Origin of the sequence: Acinetobacter colistiniresistens, from assembly GCF_000413935.1 — a bacterium.
Classification (GTDB): domain Bacteria; phylum Pseudomonadota; class Gammaproteobacteria; order Pseudomonadales; family Moraxellaceae; genus Acinetobacter; species Acinetobacter colistiniresistens.
Window position 1 is genome coordinate 421985 of sequence record NZ_KE340379.1, and the last position, 18790, is coordinate 440774.

16 protein-coding genes, 1 pseudogene and 1 other annotated feature are annotated in these 18790 nt (G+C 38.9%); of the genes and pseudogenes, 13 read left to right on the forward strand and 4 right to left on the reverse strand.

Annotated features, from left to right (window positions below; translation table 11 throughout):
• Positions 1-93: 93 nt before the first annotated feature.
• A complete protein-coding gene (locus F907_RS11475; RefSeq protein WP_016651831.1) occupies positions 94-690 on the forward strand; it encodes a phosphatase PAP2 family protein in 597 nt (198 codons plus the stop codon).
• 147 nt (positions 691-837) lie between these two features.
• Here F907_RS11475 and F907_RS19210 read toward each other — a convergent pair whose 3' ends face one another.
• Positions 838-1071, reverse strand: coding sequence for a LysR substrate-binding domain-containing protein (locus F907_RS19210; RefSeq protein WP_050570485.1), 234 nt, complete (start codon positions 1069-1071; stop codon positions 838-840).
• Positions 1072-1296: 225 nt separating this feature from the next.
• Positions 1297-1929: a TetR/AcrR family transcriptional regulator gene (locus F907_RS11470; RefSeq protein ID WP_016651833.1), complete on the reverse strand. Its 633-nt coding sequence runs from the start codon at positions 1927-1929 to the stop codon at positions 1297-1299.
• A 110-nt stretch (positions 1930-2039) separates the two neighbouring features.
• Here F907_RS11470 and F907_RS11465 point away from each other — a divergent pair, with 110 nt between their 5' ends.
• The 5 genes from F907_RS11465 to F907_RS11445 all read left to right on the forward strand — a co-directional run bounded on the left by F907_RS11465 (position 2040) and on the right by F907_RS11445 (position 7644).
• On the forward strand, positions 2040-3038 hold the full coding sequence (locus F907_RS11465) for an HlyD family secretion protein (protein WP_016651834.1): 999 nt from the start codon (positions 2040-2042) through the stop codon (positions 3036-3038).
• 10 nt (positions 3039-3048) lie between these two features.
• Positions 3049-4845 carry an ATP-binding cassette domain-containing protein gene (locus tag F907_RS11460; protein WP_016651835.1) on the forward strand — a complete coding sequence of 599 codons (1797 nt, stop codon included), beginning with the start codon at positions 3049-3051 and terminating at the stop codon, positions 4843-4845.
• A complete protein-coding gene (locus F907_RS11455; RefSeq protein ID WP_016651836.1) occupies positions 4842-5969 on the forward strand; it encodes an ABC transporter permease in 1128 nt (375 codons plus the stop codon). Before F907_RS11460 ends, F907_RS11455 begins: the two co-directional genes overlap by 4 nt.
• Before the next feature lie 5 nt (positions 5970-5974).
• Positions 5975-7093 (forward strand): ABC transporter permease, encoded by a 1119-nt coding sequence (locus tag F907_RS11450; protein WP_016651837.1) that lies wholly within the window; start codon positions 5975-5977, stop codon positions 7091-7093.
• A 209-nt stretch (positions 7094-7302) separates the two neighbouring features.
• On the forward strand, positions 7303-7644 hold the full coding sequence (locus F907_RS11445; RefSeq protein ID WP_016651838.1) for a hypothetical protein: 342 nt from the start codon (positions 7303-7305) through the stop codon (positions 7642-7644).
• A 131-nt stretch (positions 7645-7775) separates the two neighbouring features.
• On the opposite strand, the gene F907_RS11440 is transcribed toward F907_RS11445, so the two are convergent.
• Positions 7776-8498: a pirin family protein gene (locus tag F907_RS11440; protein WP_032862000.1), complete on the reverse strand. Its 723-nt coding sequence runs from the start codon at positions 8496-8498 to the stop codon at positions 7776-7778.
• A 177-nt stretch (positions 8499-8675) separates the two neighbouring features.
• On the opposite strand from F907_RS11440, the gene F907_RS11430 reads away from it, so the two are divergent.
• From F907_RS11430 to F907_RS11415, 4 genes are all read left to right on the forward strand, one after another.
• Positions 8676-9895 (forward strand): IS3-like element ISAba19 family transposase gene (locus F907_RS11430; RefSeq protein WP_087486619.1). Its coding sequence is split into 2 segments (ribosomal slippage): positions 8676-8952 and positions 8952-9895, totalling 1221 coding nucleotides; the frame shifts between segments, so codons are not numbered across the junction.
• Positions 8951-9067 (forward strand) — a sequence feature (AL1L pseudoknot). (Overlaps the previous gene by 117 nt.)
• A 1059-nt stretch (positions 9896-10954) precedes the next feature.
• On the forward strand, positions 10955-11971 hold the full coding sequence (locus tag F907_RS11425; RefSeq protein WP_016651840.1) for an AraC family transcriptional regulator: 1017 nt from the start codon (positions 10955-10957) through the stop codon (positions 11969-11971).
• Between the two features lie 463 nt (positions 11972-12434).
• A complete protein-coding gene (locus tag F907_RS11420; RefSeq protein ID WP_016651841.1) occupies positions 12435-14780 on the forward strand; it encodes a TonB-dependent hemoglobin/transferrin/lactoferrin family receptor in 2346 nt (781 codons plus the stop codon).
• A gap of 194 nt (positions 14781-14974) precedes the next feature.
• A complete protein-coding gene (locus tag F907_RS11415) occupies positions 14975-15256 on the forward strand; it encodes a hypothetical protein (RefSeq protein WP_016651842.1) in 282 nt (93 codons plus the stop codon).
• 43 nt (positions 15257-15299) lie between these two features.
• On the opposite strand, the gene F907_RS11410 is transcribed toward F907_RS11415, so the two are convergent.
• Positions 15300-16226, reverse strand: coding sequence for a LysR family transcriptional regulator (locus F907_RS11410; RefSeq protein WP_016651843.1), 927 nt, complete (start codon positions 16224-16226; stop codon positions 15300-15302).
• Between the two features lie 118 nt (positions 16227-16344).
• Here F907_RS11410 and F907_RS0117970 point away from each other — a divergent pair.
• The 3 genes and pseudogenes from F907_RS0117970 (at position 16345) to F907_RS11400 (ending at position 18778) form a co-directional block, all read left to right on the forward strand.
• Positions 16345-17324: pseudogene (locus tag F907_RS0117970) on the forward strand (MBL fold metallo-hydrolase).
• A gap of 104 nt (positions 17325-17428) precedes the next feature.
• A complete protein-coding gene (locus F907_RS11405) occupies positions 17429-18328 on the forward strand; it encodes a LysR family transcriptional regulator (protein WP_032862001.1) in 900 nt (299 codons plus the stop codon).
• Between the two features lie 120 nt (positions 18329-18448).
• Entirely contained in the window at positions 18449-18778 is a 330-nt protein-coding gene (locus tag F907_RS11400; protein ID WP_016651847.1) for a hypothetical protein, read from the forward strand.
• The last annotated feature ends 12 nt before the right edge of the window (positions 18779-18790 follow it).

Sequence of the window (18790 nt, forward strand, 5' to 3'; positions counted from 1 at the left end):
TGAAATATAAGCAACTCTGGAAAATTGTTTAGTGGATATAACAGTATTGTTTAGCCAATATGCTATATTCCTTCAATTTTTTGGGTTGCTTATATGAATATAGAGCATATTAATTTAAACCTATTTCATTTTATCAATGCTTCTGAAAATGCATCTGAATTTACAATAAAGCTTGCAATATTTGTTGCTAATGATTTGTTATATTTAGTGGTTTTAGGTTTTTTGATTGCTTGGTTAAAAGGAAGTTTTGCGGTTAAAAAGCAAATTGTTAAAGCGACAATTTTTACTTTAATTGCCTTTATTGTTAGCCAAATCATTTCGAGCTATTTTTATTATCCTCGTCCTTTTGTTGTAGAGATTGGACGGACGATTATAGAACATGCGCCGAGCGGATCATTCCCGAGTGATCATATGCTATTTTTTAGCACTATTGCTTTCTCATATTTATTTTCTCAGCAAAAGCGTATTGGTTATCTCTTTTTGATTCTTGCATGGTTTGTGGCATGGTCTCGCGTTTATTTAGGCGTCCATTATCCTTTGGATATGATTGGGGCGTTTACGCTTGCACTGTTACTTAACATGGTCGGTATCTCGATTTGGCAGAAATATGGAAATTACTTGGTGAGCTGGATTTTAAAAGTTTATCAATTTGTGTTCTCAAAATTTATCGAAAAGGGATATATACGTTAACTATTCAGTTTAAATTAAGCCACGGGTTTTAATCTAAAACTACGGTTTAACCGTAGCAAGCAAAGCAATACTTTAGCCACATTCTCCAGATGTGGCTTTTTTTTGGCGATTTAAATAAGCCAGTTCGATACATATCTATTGATCGGATTAAAACTTCTGATGGAGTCTGGATTGATGGTCTTGCATGATCGAAGAGATTTCATCATAAACAAGTCTGATTCTTGGGGAGAGCTTTGCTGAAGCGTGTGTGACCAACCACAATGGCTCTTCAAAGAGATAGGGTTGTTGAATACGAATAAAACCATCTGCAATGAAACAGGGAAGTATGCCGATACCTAAGCCAGCTTGAATAGCCGCTTTCTGCGTATTTAAGCTATTCAATTTTAAATCTGGTTCTCTTCCTGCAAGCTGTTTTAACCATCGAGCAGACGGTAATCAATATGAGAATCCCAACCAATCAATTTTGAGGTTTTTATATCGGCTTTATCATCGATCAAAGAATATAAAGCACTCGACATTGTTCCAACCTGTTTTATTGTCAGCGCACCTTTATCTGATTGAATAAGGCTATAGGTGAGAGAGCTTCGGCTAACTCTCACGTTCTAATCATTGATGCTTCTTGATCGCTTCTAATCCTGCTATAGAAAAAGTCATGAGATGTTGTACAAGTTGTTGGGACTGCATCTGCGAAATGTTTTGTATCGGTGTCGGGATATTGGTGTTTGCGATAATCAACATTAAGCATGGTGCAATTACACTTAAAATACAGGGGAGTAAAGCGGGATGATGCTCATCTAGCCCAGAAACCTGACTGATAATTTTGCGTACAAAGTTGAATTTTCTTGCGCCGTCACTTGCCATAAACTCATGTAAGTAGGGAGTCGGAGAAAACAGTTCACGAATAAAGACTTTGCTATGCCAAACATCTTGCTCAACCAGCTTACTAATCAGTGTTTCGTAGAAAATTTCAAGTTTTCTGGTAGGTGGGACAGAACTCTCTACTAACTCAGCTAGCCGTTTCTCATCAATGTAATGTGTATGTGCTTCAGCTAAGACCGCCTTATATAAACCATCACGACCATCAAAATGATAGTTAATTGCAGCTAAATCTACCGTTGCGGCTTTGGCAATTTGCTTATTTGTAGTTTGCGCAAAACCATTTTGAGCAATCAAGTGACCCGCAGCTTCGAGAATTTTCGATTTAGTTACATCACCATCACTTCGCCTAGCTCTCGACATCTTTTACTCTGAATCAATCATTACTGATCAAGTATAGCTTTTTTTGTTAAATTGATATAGTTTAAATTTAAATTGAATTTAAACTTTAATTTAATTAAAAGGGTTATTCCATGAAGAAGCGTGTTATTGCGGGTGCGCTGCTATGCATTATTGTTATTTTAGGGATTGCGATATGGCTTATAAAGAAAGATAAAAATCCAGAGCATGACCTGACGCTTTATGGAAATGTTGATATTCGTCAGGTCTCTTTAGCTTTTGAGCAGGCTGGACGAATCGAAACCCTTTCGGTACAGGAGGGAGACAAAGTGAAACAGGGCGAGGTCTTGGCTACCCTCAAAACAGATGCCCTGAAAATTCAGCAACAACAGGCGGAAGCTCAGCTGAATGTGCAAAAACAGACCCTGATTGAGCAGAAGGTAGGGAATCGGCCTGAACAGATTGCTCAGGCAAAAGCCCAATTAGTTTCAGCACAGGCGCAACTGCAAAAAGCTAATAAAGATTATCAGCGTTTAAACGTATTGAATCAGACAACTTCTGGGCAGGCGATCAGTAAACAGGAACTGGATGCTGCACAAAGTACACAAGCAACCGCGGCCGCTTCAGTAAAGGAAAGTGAAGCAAATTTACAGTTATTGCAGCAAGGCGCACGGGCAGAAGAACGTGCAGCAGCAAAAGCACAATATCAGGCAACACAAGCCAATCTGGATTTAATCCAATATCAAATTGCGCAAAGTGAATTGCGTTCACCAGTCGATGCTGTGGTACGGGCAAGATTACAGGAAGTAGGAGATATGACCACTGCACAAAAAACGGTCTATACGCTTGCTTTGACTGATCCCAAATGGGTACGGGTATATGCCAATGAAAATGATTTGAGCTTTATCAAAATGGGAGCGGCAGCTCAGGTTATTCGGGATGCTCTACCTCATCAGCCGATTACAGGAAAAATAGGTTATATCTCATCTGTTGCCGAATTTACACCTAAAACGGTACAGACCGAAGACATCCGTACGACGCTGGTTTATGAGGTTCGGGTGTATGTCAATGATCCAGGTGATCAACTCAAAATGGGGCAACCCGTTACGGTTAAGATTGCCAAGGCGAATTGAGTAGACTGATATGAATGTCCTGCAAAATAATAATGCTTCTCATGTCGTGATTGCCCGTAATTTAAGTAAGGTATTTCAGGCAGGCAATAAGAACAGCGTGGATATTTTGGCACTTGAGGATTTGAATATACAGATTCCCTCTGGGCAACTGACTGCTTTGGTTGGTCCTGACGGTGCGGGAAAAACTACCTTTCTGCGTTTGGTTGCAGGCCTCTATCAACCCTCAGCAGGTTCATTAGAGGTATTGGGTCTTGATGTGGCTAAAAATCCACAAGGGGTACAAAACCGTATCAGTTATATGCCACAACGCTTCGGACTCTATGAAGATTTAAGCATTCAGGAGAATCTGGATTTATATGCTGATTTACATGGTGTTCCGCAACAACAACGCAAACAGCGTTTTGCCCGATTACTGGAAATTACAGATCTGAGTAAATTTACAGAACGACCTGCAGGTAAATTATCGGGTGGGATGAAGCAAAAATTGGGACTGGCGTGTACTTTGGTCCGTTCACCAGAATTATTGTTATTGGATGAACCGAGTGTCGGGGTTGATCCGTTGTCTAGACGGGATCTATGGACCATTATTGAACAACTGGTCAAAGAAGAAAATTTAAGCGTTATTATCAGTACTGCATATATGGATGAAGCCGAGCGTTGTGCCGACATTTATGTGATGTATGAAGGAAAAATTTTAGAACAGGGTACCGCTCAAAGTCTGAGTGAGCAGGTTCGTGGTCTAACTTGGCAAGTTGAACCACCTCAAAATATGAAAGCTCGGATTCTGCAAAGCCAGTTATTAGATATGCATCAGTATATTATTGATGCTGTACCCAAAGGTAATGTGGTGCGATTTATTACCAGACCTGATTGTCCAGAATTACCAGCGGAGCAGTTGCCTGTAGATGCAGTCGTTTCTCGTCGGGAGCCTGAGCTTGAAGATGCCTTTATGTGGTTTTTACAACAAGCACAACAGGTCGCACATGAACAATCCAAGAATAAGCAGAGTGTGATCGAAGGTACCCCCGTGCTGGATATTGCGCAGCAATCTCCCGTAATTGCTGTGAAAGATCTGGTGCGAACATTTGGTGATTTTACTGCCGTGGCAAATACCTCATTTGAAGTGAAACGGGGAGAAATTTTTGGACTGCTCGGCCCAAATGGTGCGGGAAAAACCACGACCTTTAGAATGTTATGTGGGTTGCTACCAGCCAGTAGTGGCACACTGGAAGTTGCAGGCATGAACTTGCGGACTGCACGGGCACAGGCACGAGCAAAAATTGGCTATGTTTCACAAAAATTTGCTTTATATAGCAATTTGACTGTCTTGGATAATCTAAAGTTTTTCGGTGGAGCATATGGTTTATCAGGGAAAACATTAAACCAGCAGATTGATGAGGCCCTACAACGTTTTGAACTGAAACCGCATGCCAAAAGTGGTGATCTTCCCAATGGTTTCAAGCAACGATTATCCATGGCTGCGGCTTTATTACATCAGCCCGAGATTGTTTTTCTGGATGAGCCAACCAGTGGCATTGATCCTGTGGCCAGACGCTCATTTTGGTACACCATTGGTGAACTGGCGAATCAAGGCATAACTATCATTATCACCACGCACTTTATGGAGGAAGCAGAATATTGTGATCGCATTGCCATTCAGGATGCAGGAAAAATGTTGGCTTTAGGTTCGCCTAAACAGGTTCGGATACAAGCTGGAGCGCAAGGTCATAGTGATATGAACAGTGCTTTTATTGCCATCGTTGAGCAAGCCCGTTGTCATCCAGATCGGGCAGGGAACAGTGTATGAAACTCCCAGCATCTGCCCTGCGTTTGGTGGCGTTAATTCGCAAAGAAAGTCATCAATTGATACGGGATAAAAGCAGTTTGGCAATCGGCTTAATTTTGCCCCTTATCCTGATTCTATTATTTGGCTATGGTCTGTCTTTCGATTTAAGCAATGGTCGGGTTGGCGTGGTGGTACAAAATATGACACCACAAAGTCAGCAACTGATTACAGGGTTGAACGGGACTCGGTATATTACCGCAACACATTATCAAAGTTATCATCAAGCTGAACAGGCCATGGGGAAAGCAGAAATCGATGCGATTGTGGTATTAGCTTCCGATTTTGCTGAGCAAAGTGCCAATAACAATGCCACGATTCAGGTCATTAGCAATGGTCGTTCAACCAGTGTCGCTTCAGCACTACAAGGATATATTGCGGGTGCTTTAACGACGCCTCAAACGATTCAGGCCGATCGTAGTCAAATGCAGCCATCCGCTGCTATGGTCAGTGTGGAACAACGTATGTGGTTTAATGAGTCAGCCAATAGTACTTGGTTCTTAGTACCCGGTTTAATGGTATTGGTACTGACCTTGATTGGCGCATTTCTGACGGGGTTGCTGATTGCCAGAGAGCGTGAAAGAGGGACACTGGAAGCGTTATTTGTGACGCCAGTTCGTCCTTTAGAAATTGTACTCGCAAAATTGGTTCCCTATATCGTGATTGGCATGATTGATATTGTCGTGTGTTTATTGGCAGCCTCTTTGGTCTTTGATGTTCCAATTCGTGGTTCTTTATTCTCTATTATCACTTCGTCATTCTTATATTTATTGGTTTCATTACTTTTGGGCTTAACCATTTCGGGCGTTTCAAAAAGTCAGTTTCAGGCCAGCCAAATGGCATTATTGGCAAGTTTTATGCCTGCCATGATGCTTTCAGGCTTTGTTTTTGATACCCGCAATCTGCCAACAGTCGTGCAAATGATTAGCCAGCTCTTACCTGCAACCCATTTTATGACGCTCATCAAAACCCTGTTTTTAGGTGGGGATGATTGGGCTTTATGGTTTAAGCAGTGTGGGATTTTAATGATTTATGTTGTGGTTCTTACATTTGCAACCACCAAGTCATTGAAAAAACGCTTGAGGTAACTCCAATGATTCAACGTATTACTGCCTGGTTTAGTTACCTTATGGTGTTGGTGAAGAAAGAATTTCTCACCATTTTTAGTGACCCTGCAAATCGGACTATTTTATTTGTTCCCGCGCTGATGCAGGCTTTGTTGTTTGGCTATGCTGCCAGCTATGATGTCAATCATGTTGATTATGCAGTATTGGACCAGAGTAAAACGCAGCTATCACAACAATTTTTGGCACATCTGGATGGTTCAGGCGTATTTAACCGAACTGCGACTTTGGCAAATAACAATCAAATCAAGCAGGTGATTGATGATCGCGAAGCTTTAGCTGTGATTACAATTCCTCCTGATTTTGAAGATAAACTCAATCAGGGCCAACTCTCACCCATTCAGATAATTTTAGATGGACGCAATTCCTCAACTGCGGGCATGGCTGGTTCCTATATCAATAATATTGTCGCAAAATTTAATCAGGAACGTTTGGGCGCAGTTTCCTTCATTAATATCGAAACCCGTACTTGGTATAATCCAAATCAGGAATCAAGATGGGGGCTGATGCCATCTCTGATTGCTGCCTTAAGTATGATGCAAACTTTGTTGTTATCTTCTTTATCCGTTGCTAGGGAAAGGGAGCAGGGAACCTTTGACCAATTGCTGGTAACGCCGTACACACCTATTCACATTATGATTGGTAAGGCTTTACCCCCAATTTTTGTGGGGTTAATGCAGTCCACAATTATTCTGATCATTATTCTATTCTGGTTTCAGATTCCCATGAATGGTTCACTGGCTTTACTTTATTTTGGTTTACTGTGTTTCAACATTGCGGTGGTTGGTGTGGGATTATCCATTTCAGCAATTTCACTCAATATGCAGCAAGCAATGTTGTTTACGTTCTTTTTGATTATGCCACTCATGCTTCTGTCTGGGTTGTTAACGCCTGTTCAAAATATGCCATACGTTTTGGAAATGGCAACTTATGCGAATCCTTTACGCTTTGGTATTGATTTGGTGCAGCGGGTGTATTTGGAAGGTGCTGATTTTTCACAGGTGAAGTGGGATTTTGTACCAATGTTTATCTTGGCAGTTGTGACTTTGCCTTTAGCGGCGTGGTTGTTTAGAAATCGTTTGTCCTAAGATCTATAAATATGGAGATGAGCCAATCGTATTTAATCAAGATGGATAAAGTGTTGAGCTAAAAGCCAATACTTTTATGGCTTGGAAAAAATCTTATACGATTTTGTGAAATCTTTAGCTGAGATCATTCTAAGCATTAATCGTGTTGCTTAGTGTAAAAATGTAATAAAAATCAAGTATACTCCTCAAAACATTTTTATCAGATTGCTATGAATTTAAAAATATTAAGCCTATGTTTTGTAGCAACTTTTTTAGGGGTAGGGTGTGGCGAGCAACCGAATAAAATTGCAGAATATTCAGAGGCGAGAAAACAATTTGATTTGATTGATCAGCAAATCAATGTACTCATGGATATCTTAGACAGTCCTCAGACAGAGCGAGCAAAACTGATTAAAGTCCTGTGCCATGATTATCCTGAGATATTTGAGAAGCAATACATCCCTGCATTATTGAAACTGGCATCCAAAGAATACACCGAGAAACAGTTAAGGAATGAGCTGGAACTGGTCATGTCCTATTATGAACATAAATTACTGATCCGCTGCGAATAATGCATGTTTTGTGTGTGAAGTACGCTCCTTCATGCAATTCAATCTTTATAAATAGGAAAAATAACAAATGAAGTCCCCCCTTAACCTGAGTGTTAAGGGAGACTAGAGGAGAACGGGAATCTCGCTGTCATCTACAGCATAGTTGGAAGTTCTTCTGGGCGCATATCGAAGATCAGCACTTCAGCTTGCTCACCATTGCGAAAAGACAGGGTTCCACCTTCTCGGATACGGGCTGCATCACCCGCATTGAAGGTTTGACCATTGATCTCTAAGTGACCTTTAGCAATATGAAGATAGACATAGCGACCTTCGGGAATACTGAATTCAGCATGTTCTTCGCCATCGAATAGACCAGAATAGATATTGATGTCCTGTTTAATGGTTAATGTTTTATCACCACCTTTTGGTGAAATCATCAAGTGCAGTTTTCCACGTTTATCTTCAGGTGAAATATGCAATTGCTGATAGCTTTGTTCCGTATTCGCCTCATTAGGTACCACCCAAATTTGTAAGAAGTGAACCTCTTCTTGTGCAGAGTGGTTGTATTCACTGTGTGCTACACCGCGGCCTGCACTCATCAATTGAATATCCCCAGGAACAATGACCGACCCTGTCCCCATTGAATCTTTGTGCTGCAATGAACCTTCTAATACATAGGAAATAATTTCCATATTGCGGTGAGAGTGTGTCCCAAAGCCGTTAGACGGCGCAACGGTATCTTCATTGATGACCAGTAAATCAGAAAAGCCAACTTGCTTTGGATCCCAATAATCTGCAAATGAAAATGAGTGGCGTGACTTTAACCAGCCATGATGTGCAGCACCTCTTTCATGAGCTAAACGTATATCAAACATCATCATTCCCCTCATTCCATGTTTTAACTGAGTTTAGTTTAGTGTATCGGTTTTAAGTTTCATCTAGAAGAAATGAAACGTATTGTTCTAATTTCATGATGTATCAAGGGTATGGCAATAAAAACGTTGAACCGTACCGGGTTTGTCGGAGAGTCAATATTCTGAGAGACTATCCCGATGACAAAACCAAACTATACCCCCGAAATTAGAGAAAGAGCGGTTCAATTACTAATTGAATCTGAAAAAGATTATCCTTCTACTTGGGCAGCAATCACAGCTATTGCTCCTAAAATCGGTTGTACTCCTGAAACATTGCGTGTTTGGTATTTAAAGCATCTGGATCAACTAAATCCTGCCAAAGTACAACAGATATCTGACCAAGAAAAAATGAAGCAAATGGAACGTGAAATTAAAGAATTAAAACGTGCCAATGAAATTCTACGTAAAGCAGCCGCTTTTTTCGCCCAGGCGGAGCTCGACCGCCCACACAAATAATGGTGGATTTTATCCATAACAATAAAGATCGATATGGTGTTGAAGCGATTTGTAGAATTTTACCGATTGCACCTTCAACCTATTACCGAACTTTAGATCTCACTGACAATCCAGAACATCGAGCGAAACGAGATCTACATGATGAGTATCATGCTGAACAAATTAAACGAATTTGGAAAGAAAGTTCAGGTCGATATGGTGTACGTAAAGTTTGGCAAAAATTGAAACGTGAGGGTTATGTTATTGCACGTTGTACAGTTGCTCGATTGATGCAAAAGCTAGGTATACAAGGTGTTTGGCGTGGTAAGAATAAACAAACCACCCGTAACCGAGATGACCAAAAACGGGCAGATGATTTAGTGAAACGTAATTTTAATGCTGATCATCCAAACCAACTATGGGTGGGTGACTTTACGTATATTCAAACTCATTCAGGCTGGGTATATACCGCATTTGTTATTGATGTGTTCTCACGAGCAATTGTTGGATGGAAAGTATCTACACGGATGAATACAGATATGGTGCTTGATGCATTAGAGCAAGCATTGCATGATCGAGGCATGCCAAAGAATGTGATTCATCATTCCGACAGAGGTGTGCAATATCTTTCCATTCGCTATACCAATCGTTTAGAAGCAGCAAATTTACGAGCATCAGTCGGTACAACGGGTGATTCATACGATAATGCTCTGGCTGAAACGGTGAATGGCTTATACAAAACAGAGGTGATTGAATATTTAAAAGCAGATTGGCAAGGTTTAGCAGATGTACAACTTGCGACACTAAACTGGGTAGATTGGTTCAATAAAAAGCGTGTACACAGTGCACTGGGTTATGTATCGCCTTTTGAGTTTGAAGCAATGTACTATGATAAGATTAACCCGTTAGGTCAGGTGGCTTAACTTAAATAAAAAAGTCTCCGACAAACCCGGTACGGTTCACGTTGACTGAACAAAGCGAAGCTCTATTGAGGACATAAAAACGTTCATAGATAGGGCAATGTAAGCTTATTTTTAGTTCGTATGGGATTGATGGCGTGAGCAAGGAGTGGAGATCGGTCAGGAATAGAAATCAGATTGTGTGTAAAAACAGACAATTTTACTGTCTGAAATGCTAATAAATTTCAAATGAAAAAGTTTATGGTTATTTTGATAATATATAACTAAGGCTTGCATGTGGTATATAAAAAAACGATAGTATCCGAATATGGGAAAATAAATAGAGAAAATGAAGTTGGAGTGAGTAAGTTTCACCTAAGAAGTTATCTGGTTTTTTTGTTGATGATGTGCTTGTGGAATACGAATATTGGATATGGTTCTTTGTTTTTATACTTTTTAAATTTTGTTGTTGAAATAGTAAATGAGTTTTATTTTTTAGTTGGCTTTTCTCTTATATTTAGTTTTATTGTGATCTTGTTTTTGGTTTTTATGATGTTTCTAATGGAATTATTTTTCTTAAATAAAGAGCTATAAAATTTAGTAGCTGTAGTTTTTGTGTCTGCTTATTGGAATAAAAAAGAACACCGATTTAATTTTACGATTGGTTTTGAAATATCTCAATTCGATGAGAAAATTTTTGATTAATGAATAAGGAGGAAAGATAAAATATAAATTTAAAAATAAAGATTTAATAATGTTTTTATAAAACCGAGATTACAAATCTGAATACAAATATTCTTTAACTGTCATTTTTATGCAGACATCACCCTCTGTGCTCAAAAACTTCCTTGAAATGATAAATTTTTTTATTGAAATGATAATTTTTTTATTGAGTTTTCAAGTAGATTCTTAGCATTATCTGTGACAAAAGTCACAAAAAATTACTTTTTTGTTTTGTGTGCAAAGAGGTAAAAGATCAACGTACTGTGAATTTTTTAAATTGCTTAAATAATATACTTACATGATTGGTTTTGTGATTCCTTCTTGGAGGTGTGGTTTTTGATATGATGTAGAGTAGGTAGTATGGTGTTGAGTCATCCTAATCAAGTTAAATTAGTATCAAGTGCGATGCTTAATTTATTGATTTATTTCTGTGTAAAAAATGATCTGAAACATGCAAAATATTTGAGTGAATATAAAACAAATCAGTTGATCCCATTTGGAGAGTGGGCTGAATTGTTAGATGAGATTAATCAAAAATATCCAAAGCCGACACTGGGATTGGAAATATCAAAATATGCTCAGCCTAAGCATCTTGGTATATTGGGGTATATTGGGCTGTCTTGTGAAAATATATTGGAGGTGTTAAATTTTTTTATAAAATACCAAAGACTTTTTTGTGAGACTAAACCAGCGAAAATGTCTGTCTCTGATAAGTTTATTGTCATAAGCTGGGGAGTAGATCCTTATATTAAAAATAATGCACTGATAGATGAGGTGTTAATGGGGGTTTTCTATGTATTTTTAAATCAATTGGTTCATCCTAATATTATCGAAGTACATCAGGTCGATTTTTGTGTGGAGAAAACAAAAAATTTTTATAATTATGAAAATTTTTTTGGATGTCCTGTTGCATTCGAAAGTGAAGAAGTTGCAATCTACATCTCAATGAATAGTCTTGATCTAAAAGTATCCAATGCTGATCCAATACTAAATGATATTTTACTTAAGCAAGCAAACTTATTACTTTCTAAACGGCCTCATCTTGATGTTTTTGATGAGTTGATCCAAAAAACGCTGATTCAAGCGGTAAGTAAAGGGAATATTAGTGTTGATTATGTTGCACATAGGATCGGTTTGCCGTCCCGTATATTACAGTTAAAATTAAAGCAACAAGGCTATACCTTTAAAGAAAAGCTTAACCAAGTACGTAGAGATTTAGCTTTTGATTATCTTGCCGATCTCAATTTAAGTATATTGGATATTTCAATGTTGTTGGCTTATCAAGAGCAAACGTCATTTATCCGAGCATTCAAAGTCTGGACTGGGATGAGTCCTTTACAATATCGAAAGAAAAAAATCTTAAATCATCATTCATAATTTTATTTGTGTTACAGGGTCTTGATCTCTTTGCCAGAGATGCAGGCTTTAGAATGATGATTGGCTAAATTTCAATTGCAGTTCTTAAGCTTTATAACCTTTGAAGATGAAAAATAACAGCCAGGACAGTGAATAAAAAGGGCTATTCAACTGAGACTGTGCATACAAAACTGCGAAAGATTTCCAGTTTTTTGTCACAATCCATTTACATATCTATAAATGTAAATGATAATTAATATCGTTTATTGCTTTTATTCCATTGAATGATGAATAATTCCCTTACCCAATTTCCACCACGGTTGCTTCACACGCTTTATACCGACTACTATGGCCGTCCACGACAATCGCTAAGTCGAAGCTTTCTTCTTAATTTTTTTACTTCATTGTTTTTTTATTTAATTTTTTTGGTTGTTTTGTGGCCTATTTAGGTTGCTGATGAATTTTTATCTTTTGATGAAGATGTATGTCTCAATCCCTCTCTCAAGCAATGTTGATAAAGCCACTTGTAATGGCTATCGTTTTATCTATGAATTTCTTGACCACGCCCGTCTATGCCGATAATACGACAGGGGCTTTGGCGAGTGCTACGATAAAAGAACGGACCTTACAAGAAACATTGTCCAAGACCAATGCACAGAATCAAATCTATCAGATGACCCCCATTGTTGTGCAAGCGGAGAAAGAAGATACCATCCAGTTTGGGCAGAGCGTATTAAATCAAAAAGCCATTGACCGTTACCAAGCCAACAATGTAGCTCAATTGCTGGATCATATGCCGAGTGTGGGTTCAGCAGGTTCACCACGACCAGGCGGGCAAACCATTAATATCCTCGGCATGGGTGGGGTTGAGGATGTGCCAATTACTTTGGATGATTCGGTCAAAAGTTTTGATAAATATCGTCAAGGCTCAGTTTTTATTGAGCCAGAACTCTTAAAGAAAATTACGGTGGATAAGGGCCCCCACAATGTCGAAGTGGGTAATGGTGGCTTTGGTGGTAAGGTGACCTTAGAAACCAAAGATGCGACTGATCTGCTCGATGAGAATAAAAAGGTGGGTGCCTTTGTAAAATATTCACGATTTTCCAATAATCAGCAAAATACTTATACGGGTGCGGTCTATGGAAAAACTGAGGCCGGTGGGGCTGACGGGATGTTCTATTATACCAATCGGGACAGTGGTGATGTTAAACGTCCAGATGGTTCTAAATTCTTATATTCAGCGCAACAGCAAGAGACCTATTTGGCCAAACTGAATTTTCATCCGACAGACAGTCAAAAAATCAGTTTGAATGCGATGCAGAGTGGGCATAAAGGGTGGGAGCCTTTTGCTGCAATGCGTGATCAGGATGCGGTACCGACTGAAGCAGATATCAAGAAATATGGTTATGAGGAAGCATGGAAACGTCGTTTGGTTTATCGTGATCAAAATGATAGTAGCTATTCAGTGGGCTATGAGTTAAACCCTGAAGCAAATCCCTATGTGAACTTGAAAGCGGTCGCTTCTTATTCAAAGACTGACCAGCATGATCAAAGATTACCTAGTGTAAATGGGTCGGCTGCAACGCTGGGCAATGAAAGCTGGGTGACTTATACCAATACCGCATTTAAACTCAGTAATATCAGCGATATTGCGACTGAATATGGGATGCATAAAGTAAAGGTCGGGGCGCAATATCAAAAAATGGAGCAGAATTCGCTCATTTACGATAAGAATAATGCTAAAAAACCTGATTATAATTTTGGTTATTATGAACCAAACTATATGCCTTCAGGCAAACAGCAAATGCTCAGTGCATTTGTGGAGGATCAATATCAGGTTGCCAATTTCACGATTACACCATCACTTCGTTATGATCATATTACCAATACCGGTAATCCGAACCGAGCACCTCGTTATAATGATCCAAGTGCTGGGCATGATTATTCAAGCAAAACTTATACAGGGTGGTCGCCACGTTTAGCCTTGGCGTGGAAGCAAGCAGATTATCTCACTTGGTTTGCCAATATCAGTAAAACTTGGCGTGCCCCTCGCGTAGATGAGCAATATTATGTGCAATCCGCCATGACTTCTGTGCCCTCAACCAGTCGTTATTTATTGCCTGAAAAAATGTTGGCGATCCGTTTAGGGAATGAAATGAACTTTGATGATCTTTTTTCGGCAGAAGATCATTTACAAGTTCGCTTGACCTATCATCACAATCGGGGTGGTGATGAAATTTTCCGTAATCGGTCAACGTTCTGTAAAGCACAAGCTGAAAATAATGCCAATGGTGGGAATGGTAGTATCAATGACTGTAATGGAAATTATAAGCACGGTTTTTACCGCAATGTCACCGACTATACCATTAAAGCTTATGAAGCTGAGATTTTCTATAATCAGCCGACTTGGTTCACGGGTTTAACCTATTCTTATATTCGGGGGCAACGTGACAATTCACCTGTCAATCCATGGTTTGAGCAAAAAACTTGGATGACGGATATTCCACCGAAAAAGGCAACTGCAACGCTAGGGGTAAATGTGCCTGAACATCATCTCACTATGGGCTGGCGCGGGATTTTTGTGGCTAAACAAGATCGGAGTTTATCGGATAATGATAAGTCGATTGCGGCATCCTCTTTTTCTTTGCCTAAGACCAAAGGTTATTCCTTACATGGCGTTTATGCGGATTGGCAACCTGTAGGGGAAAAAGGGCCTAGATTGAACCTTTCAATCGATAACTTGTTTAATCGAGACTATAAAATGTATTTAGGTGAATATATGACGGGTACAGGTCGAGATTATAAACTCAGTATTTCCCAGACCTTCTAAATCCAGACGGATAACTTTAAGGATCCAAAAAAATACAGGTGGCATTGTTAGCCACCTGTATTTTGTTTGAACTGCATAATTTTTAGTTCTAAAGGCTGAAATTTTCACGATATGATAATTTTTTGCATGTTTGATGTTAATTTTTTTGAGGTTGTTTTTTATACAATAGGGTGAGCTTGTATAGAGCACCGAAAATGAAAAAATGGATTTGCTTAACATGCGGTAAATATAAAAAAGTTGAACCAGAAGCTTTTAAAGCAGGACAAATCGTATTTTTTTATCAATTTAGAATTGAAGCAGAAGAAATCTATAAAATAATAAGAAAGGGTGTGATAGTAAAAAGAAAAGCTCAGGTTTTAACGATTTTGGATTGTGGGGAAATTTTCTATCTAAAAGATAATGATGTGTATCCTGAAGATGCGCCAGTTGACTTTATTTATAATATGTTTGGGGAGTGTATTTGTACTTTATATTGATTTAAAAAATACATTGATATTCAATGTTTTTAAAAGAAACTCTTTAGTTGTTAAATACCTGCAAGAATTTATGTCGTAATCGAGGAATTGAAAAATCTAAAAAGAGTTTGGTGGTCAGTAATACATTTTGTCGTGTAGGAATAAGTGCATTCAAAAGCGAATTTTGAGGGAACCATACTGATTGTGCTTCAAATACATTGACAAATTGGCCTGATTTCAACTCATCGATACATAAATACAAAGGCAGGACTGCAACTCCCATGCCTTGTTGGACGACTGATTTAAGTACAGACATATTGCCACAACTAATATAAGGCTCCAGTTGTACCAGATGTAGGTCATTATTTTGGTTTAAAAACACTTTGGATACCATGTTGTTTTGAACTGCAAGGGCGATAAAGTTTAGCTCCTTGAGCTGGTCTGGATGTTGAATCTTCTCTTTATCACTCATATAAGTCTGACTGGCAACCAACGCCATGGGTAAATCGCAAATTGGACGAATAATCAGGCTGGAGTCATTTAGCAGTTTGGAAGAAATTCGGAAAACCAGATCGACCTGTGCATTGATCAAATCAATATTGTGATCTGATGTATTGATGATCAGACGTATCTTTGGATATTCATGCAGGAACAAATCAAGAATAGGCAGTAATGCTTCTTGGGCAAAGGTAGAGGAGCAGCCTATTCTTAATGTACCCTTCGGATCACCAGCAAGATCGGTTGCAACAGCATAAGCATTTTGTGCTGCCTGTTTTAAGGCTTTTGCATGTATATAAACTTCTTCACCTGCTGGCGTAAGCGCAACATTTCTTGTGTTTCGATGTAAGAGACGAACCCCAATTCTGTTCTCAAGGTTAGCAATATGTCGACTGAGTTTGGAACGTTGTATGCCGAGATTGCGTGCCGCAGCAGAAAAACCAGTGTGTTCTACAACTTCAGCAAATAACAACAGATCATCCAGTTTTTGCATGACGCTCTCAGCCTATATTGTTGCTAATTTTAGGACAGTATATTGCGATTTTTGTGGGTTTTGTCTGAGGGTTGAAATTGTTAAATTGGTTTCCGTGAAATCAAGACAGGTCTTATCGATGGGCACATTTAAAAATCAAAGAATTAGCGCATTTTGGGGCAATAAATTTTTTGTAGCATTATTGCTATCATTGCCTTTGAACCCTGCTTTTGCAACAGATAATGGCATTTCTGTAGACCAGTCGCTATATCAGAATCGTCCTGTTTTAACCGATTTTACAGCGGCTTCCTGTCCTGATAATCCCAAAAGTTTAACCCAAGTTAAAGGTAATCTGTATCGACATACCACTGGTGCAGGTTTAGCCGTACACAGTGGTTTAGTGTTGATCACCAAAGAGGGGGCTTTGGTGATTGATCCTGCGATGACTTGTACATCGACATGGTTAAAAGATGAAATTAAAAAACGTTTTGATGTACCTGTAAAATATGTGATCTATACCCATGCGCATGCTGATCACATTAGTGGTGGTCAGATCTTTAAAGCGGATGGTGCAACCATTGTTGCCAATCAACGTAGTCTTGAACCGATTGTCGGAGAAAAGCTGCCAACAGCATTGCCTGATCAAGTTTTGATCAGGATATGAAAATTAGTTTAGGAAGGGAAGAGGTTCTATTACATTACGTGGCGCCAAGCCATTCTGACAGTATGGTCATGGTACTTTTTCCAAAATATAAAGCACTGCAATGTACCGATGTCTGTGAAAGTAAAAGCATGCCATACAATGATTTCTTAGACTTTTACTACACGGGATGGATTGACACCTTGGATTGGGTGATCAAGCAGGATGTCGATTTTATTGATGTCGGACACTATAGTCCTGCAACGCGAGAATATCAGATTGCACTACGTCATTATATTATCGATTTGCACCAACAAGTGCTGGATTTGGTTCGTGCAGGGCAGTCGTGGGATCAACTCTATCGTAATGTGAAATTTAGTCCGGATGTCCAGAACTGGATTGGTTTCAGTAGCATGAAAATGCCGAATATTCAGGGAATGTATCGCTGGGTCAGTAATCATCGTCGAGGGAACTGGTAAGAGGGATGCATGAGTCGTTTCTTCTTGAGGCTAGCACTAAGGTTGATGAGATTAGATTGAACTTATTTAGATCCAATCTGAATAAGAAATGGAATAATATTAAAGTGTTAGAAATTAAAGACCTAGAAACTTTTATATATGCTGTTGAGAATTCTACCTTAACGGTTACGTCTGAACAACTCGGTATTGATCAGTCCACTGTGACTAAGCGAATCAATAATATCGAACAAAAACTCAAAGGAAAGCTGTTCAATCGCAAGAGTCGCCCCTTACAACTGACTCAATTGGGTGAAAAAGTATATTTTAAAGGGCGTTATATTCTTGAACAGATGCAGCAGTTAGAGCATTTCTCTTTGCAAGAGGAGGTTTCATTCCAAGAAAAAATTAAAATCGGGATTCCTGTTACCTTAGTAGATGATCTATGTGAATATGTTTATAAAAAATACAAAAATGATCACTATTTGACTGAACTAGAAATACAGAGTGGATGGGGGCGAAGTTTGATTCAACAGGTGGCAGAAGGTGAGTTAGCACTTGCCATTGTCATGATTCCGTCCAATATTCATCTTGCTAATGATTTACTGTTTATGAATATTGGGACTTTGCCCTTAGTGATTGTCTCGGTCAAGAGCGGAGTTAAAGAACATAGCAGTTTGGAGCGTTGCAGTAAAAAGGGCTGGGTGATACATCCAGAAGGGTGTTGCTTTAGAGAAAGTCTAAATAAAAAACTAAATGAGCAAAAACTACTTCTGTATGCAAATAAAGAAATTTTTGGGGTAGAGGCTCAATTGAATAGCATTTTAAATGGTGATGGATTGGGGGTTTTCCCAAAACCTTTTTTTGATCAACATGTTATCTCTAGTCCGGATCTAGAAATTGTAGCGGTCAACGATTTTAATATCAGTTTAAATGTGGGGATTATTTATGCAGATCAGAGCTATTTAGAGGAGGTGAATTATTTTGCAAGAATCTTAAAAGCACGATATTTTAGTAAACAAGAATAAAGCTAACTGAACTTTTCGATTATGAGGAGGATAAAGTTCGCGCTGCAAATTTTTGGAGGAAGAGTTCAAGCTAAGGTATGAAATAATGTATTAAAATTAAAAAATAGTTAGGGCATAGACATGAGAAGAATACTAAGTTTGATGTCTGTTCTGATCGTATCCACGGCAATTTGTGCAGATGAAACACAAGTAAACAAGGGTGGAGAGCAGGTGACTTCTACAAATCTACGGCTAGAAAAAAATAAGAATTCACTGATTAAGCAGTCTACCAAAAAAGCAGATATTGATGATGAGGTCGATACACAGGCGTTAAAACTCGGTGGAATACATCGCCGGGAAGATGCCAGGCAATATCTGGAGCAAAAAAGTGAAATGGAACAGAATCATGAACAGTCAGATGATAAAGCTCAGAATCAGAAAGAATCTCCTAATGTGATGACACAGAAATAGATTCTGCTTGAT

Excerpts from the sequence above, each read along its gene's own strand:
- F907_RS11475 (WP_016651831.1), top strand. The coding sequence starts at position 94 with ATGAATATAGAGCATATTAATTTAAACCTATTTCATTTTATCAATGCT.
- F907_RS11470 (WP_016651833.1), bottom strand. The coding sequence starts at position 1,929 with ATGTCGAGAGCTAGGCGAAGTGATGGTGATGTAACTAAATCGAAAATT.
- F907_RS11465 (WP_016651834.1), top strand. The coding sequence starts at position 2,040 with ATGAAGAAGCGTGTTATTGCGGGTGCGCTGCTATGCATTATTGTTATT.
- F907_RS11460 (WP_016651835.1), top strand. The coding sequence starts at position 3,049 with ATGAATGTCCTGCAAAATAATAATGCTTCTCATGTCGTGATTGCCCGT.
- F907_RS11455 (WP_016651836.1), top strand. The coding sequence starts at position 4,842 with ATGAAACTCCCAGCATCTGCCCTGCGTTTGGTGGCGTTAATTCGCAAA.
- F907_RS11450 (WP_016651837.1), top strand. The coding sequence starts at position 5,975 with ATGATTCAACGTATTACTGCCTGGTTTAGTTACCTTATGGTGTTGGTG.
- F907_RS11445 (WP_016651838.1), top strand. The coding sequence starts at position 7,303 with ATGAATTTAAAAATATTAAGCCTATGTTTTGTAGCAACTTTTTTAGGG.
- F907_RS11440 (WP_032862000.1), bottom strand. The coding sequence starts at position 8,498 with ATGTTTGATATACGTTTAGCTCATGAAAGAGGTGCTGCACATCATGGC.
- F907_RS11425 (WP_016651840.1), top strand. The coding sequence starts at position 10,955 with ATGGTGTTGAGTCATCCTAATCAAGTTAAATTAGTATCAAGTGCGATG.
- F907_RS11420 (WP_016651841.1), top strand. The coding sequence starts at position 12,435 with ATGTCTCAATCCCTCTCTCAAGCAATGTTGATAAAGCCACTTGTAATG.
- F907_RS11415 (WP_016651842.1), top strand. The coding sequence starts at position 14,975 with ATGAAAAAATGGATTTGCTTAACATGCGGTAAATATAAAAAAGTTGAA.
- F907_RS11410 (WP_016651843.1), bottom strand. The coding sequence starts at position 16,226 with ATGCAAAAACTGGATGATCTGTTGTTATTTGCTGAAGTTGTAGAACAC.
- F907_RS11400 (WP_016651847.1), top strand. The coding sequence starts at position 18,449 with ATGAGAAGAATACTAAGTTTGATGTCTGTTCTGATCGTATCCACGGCA.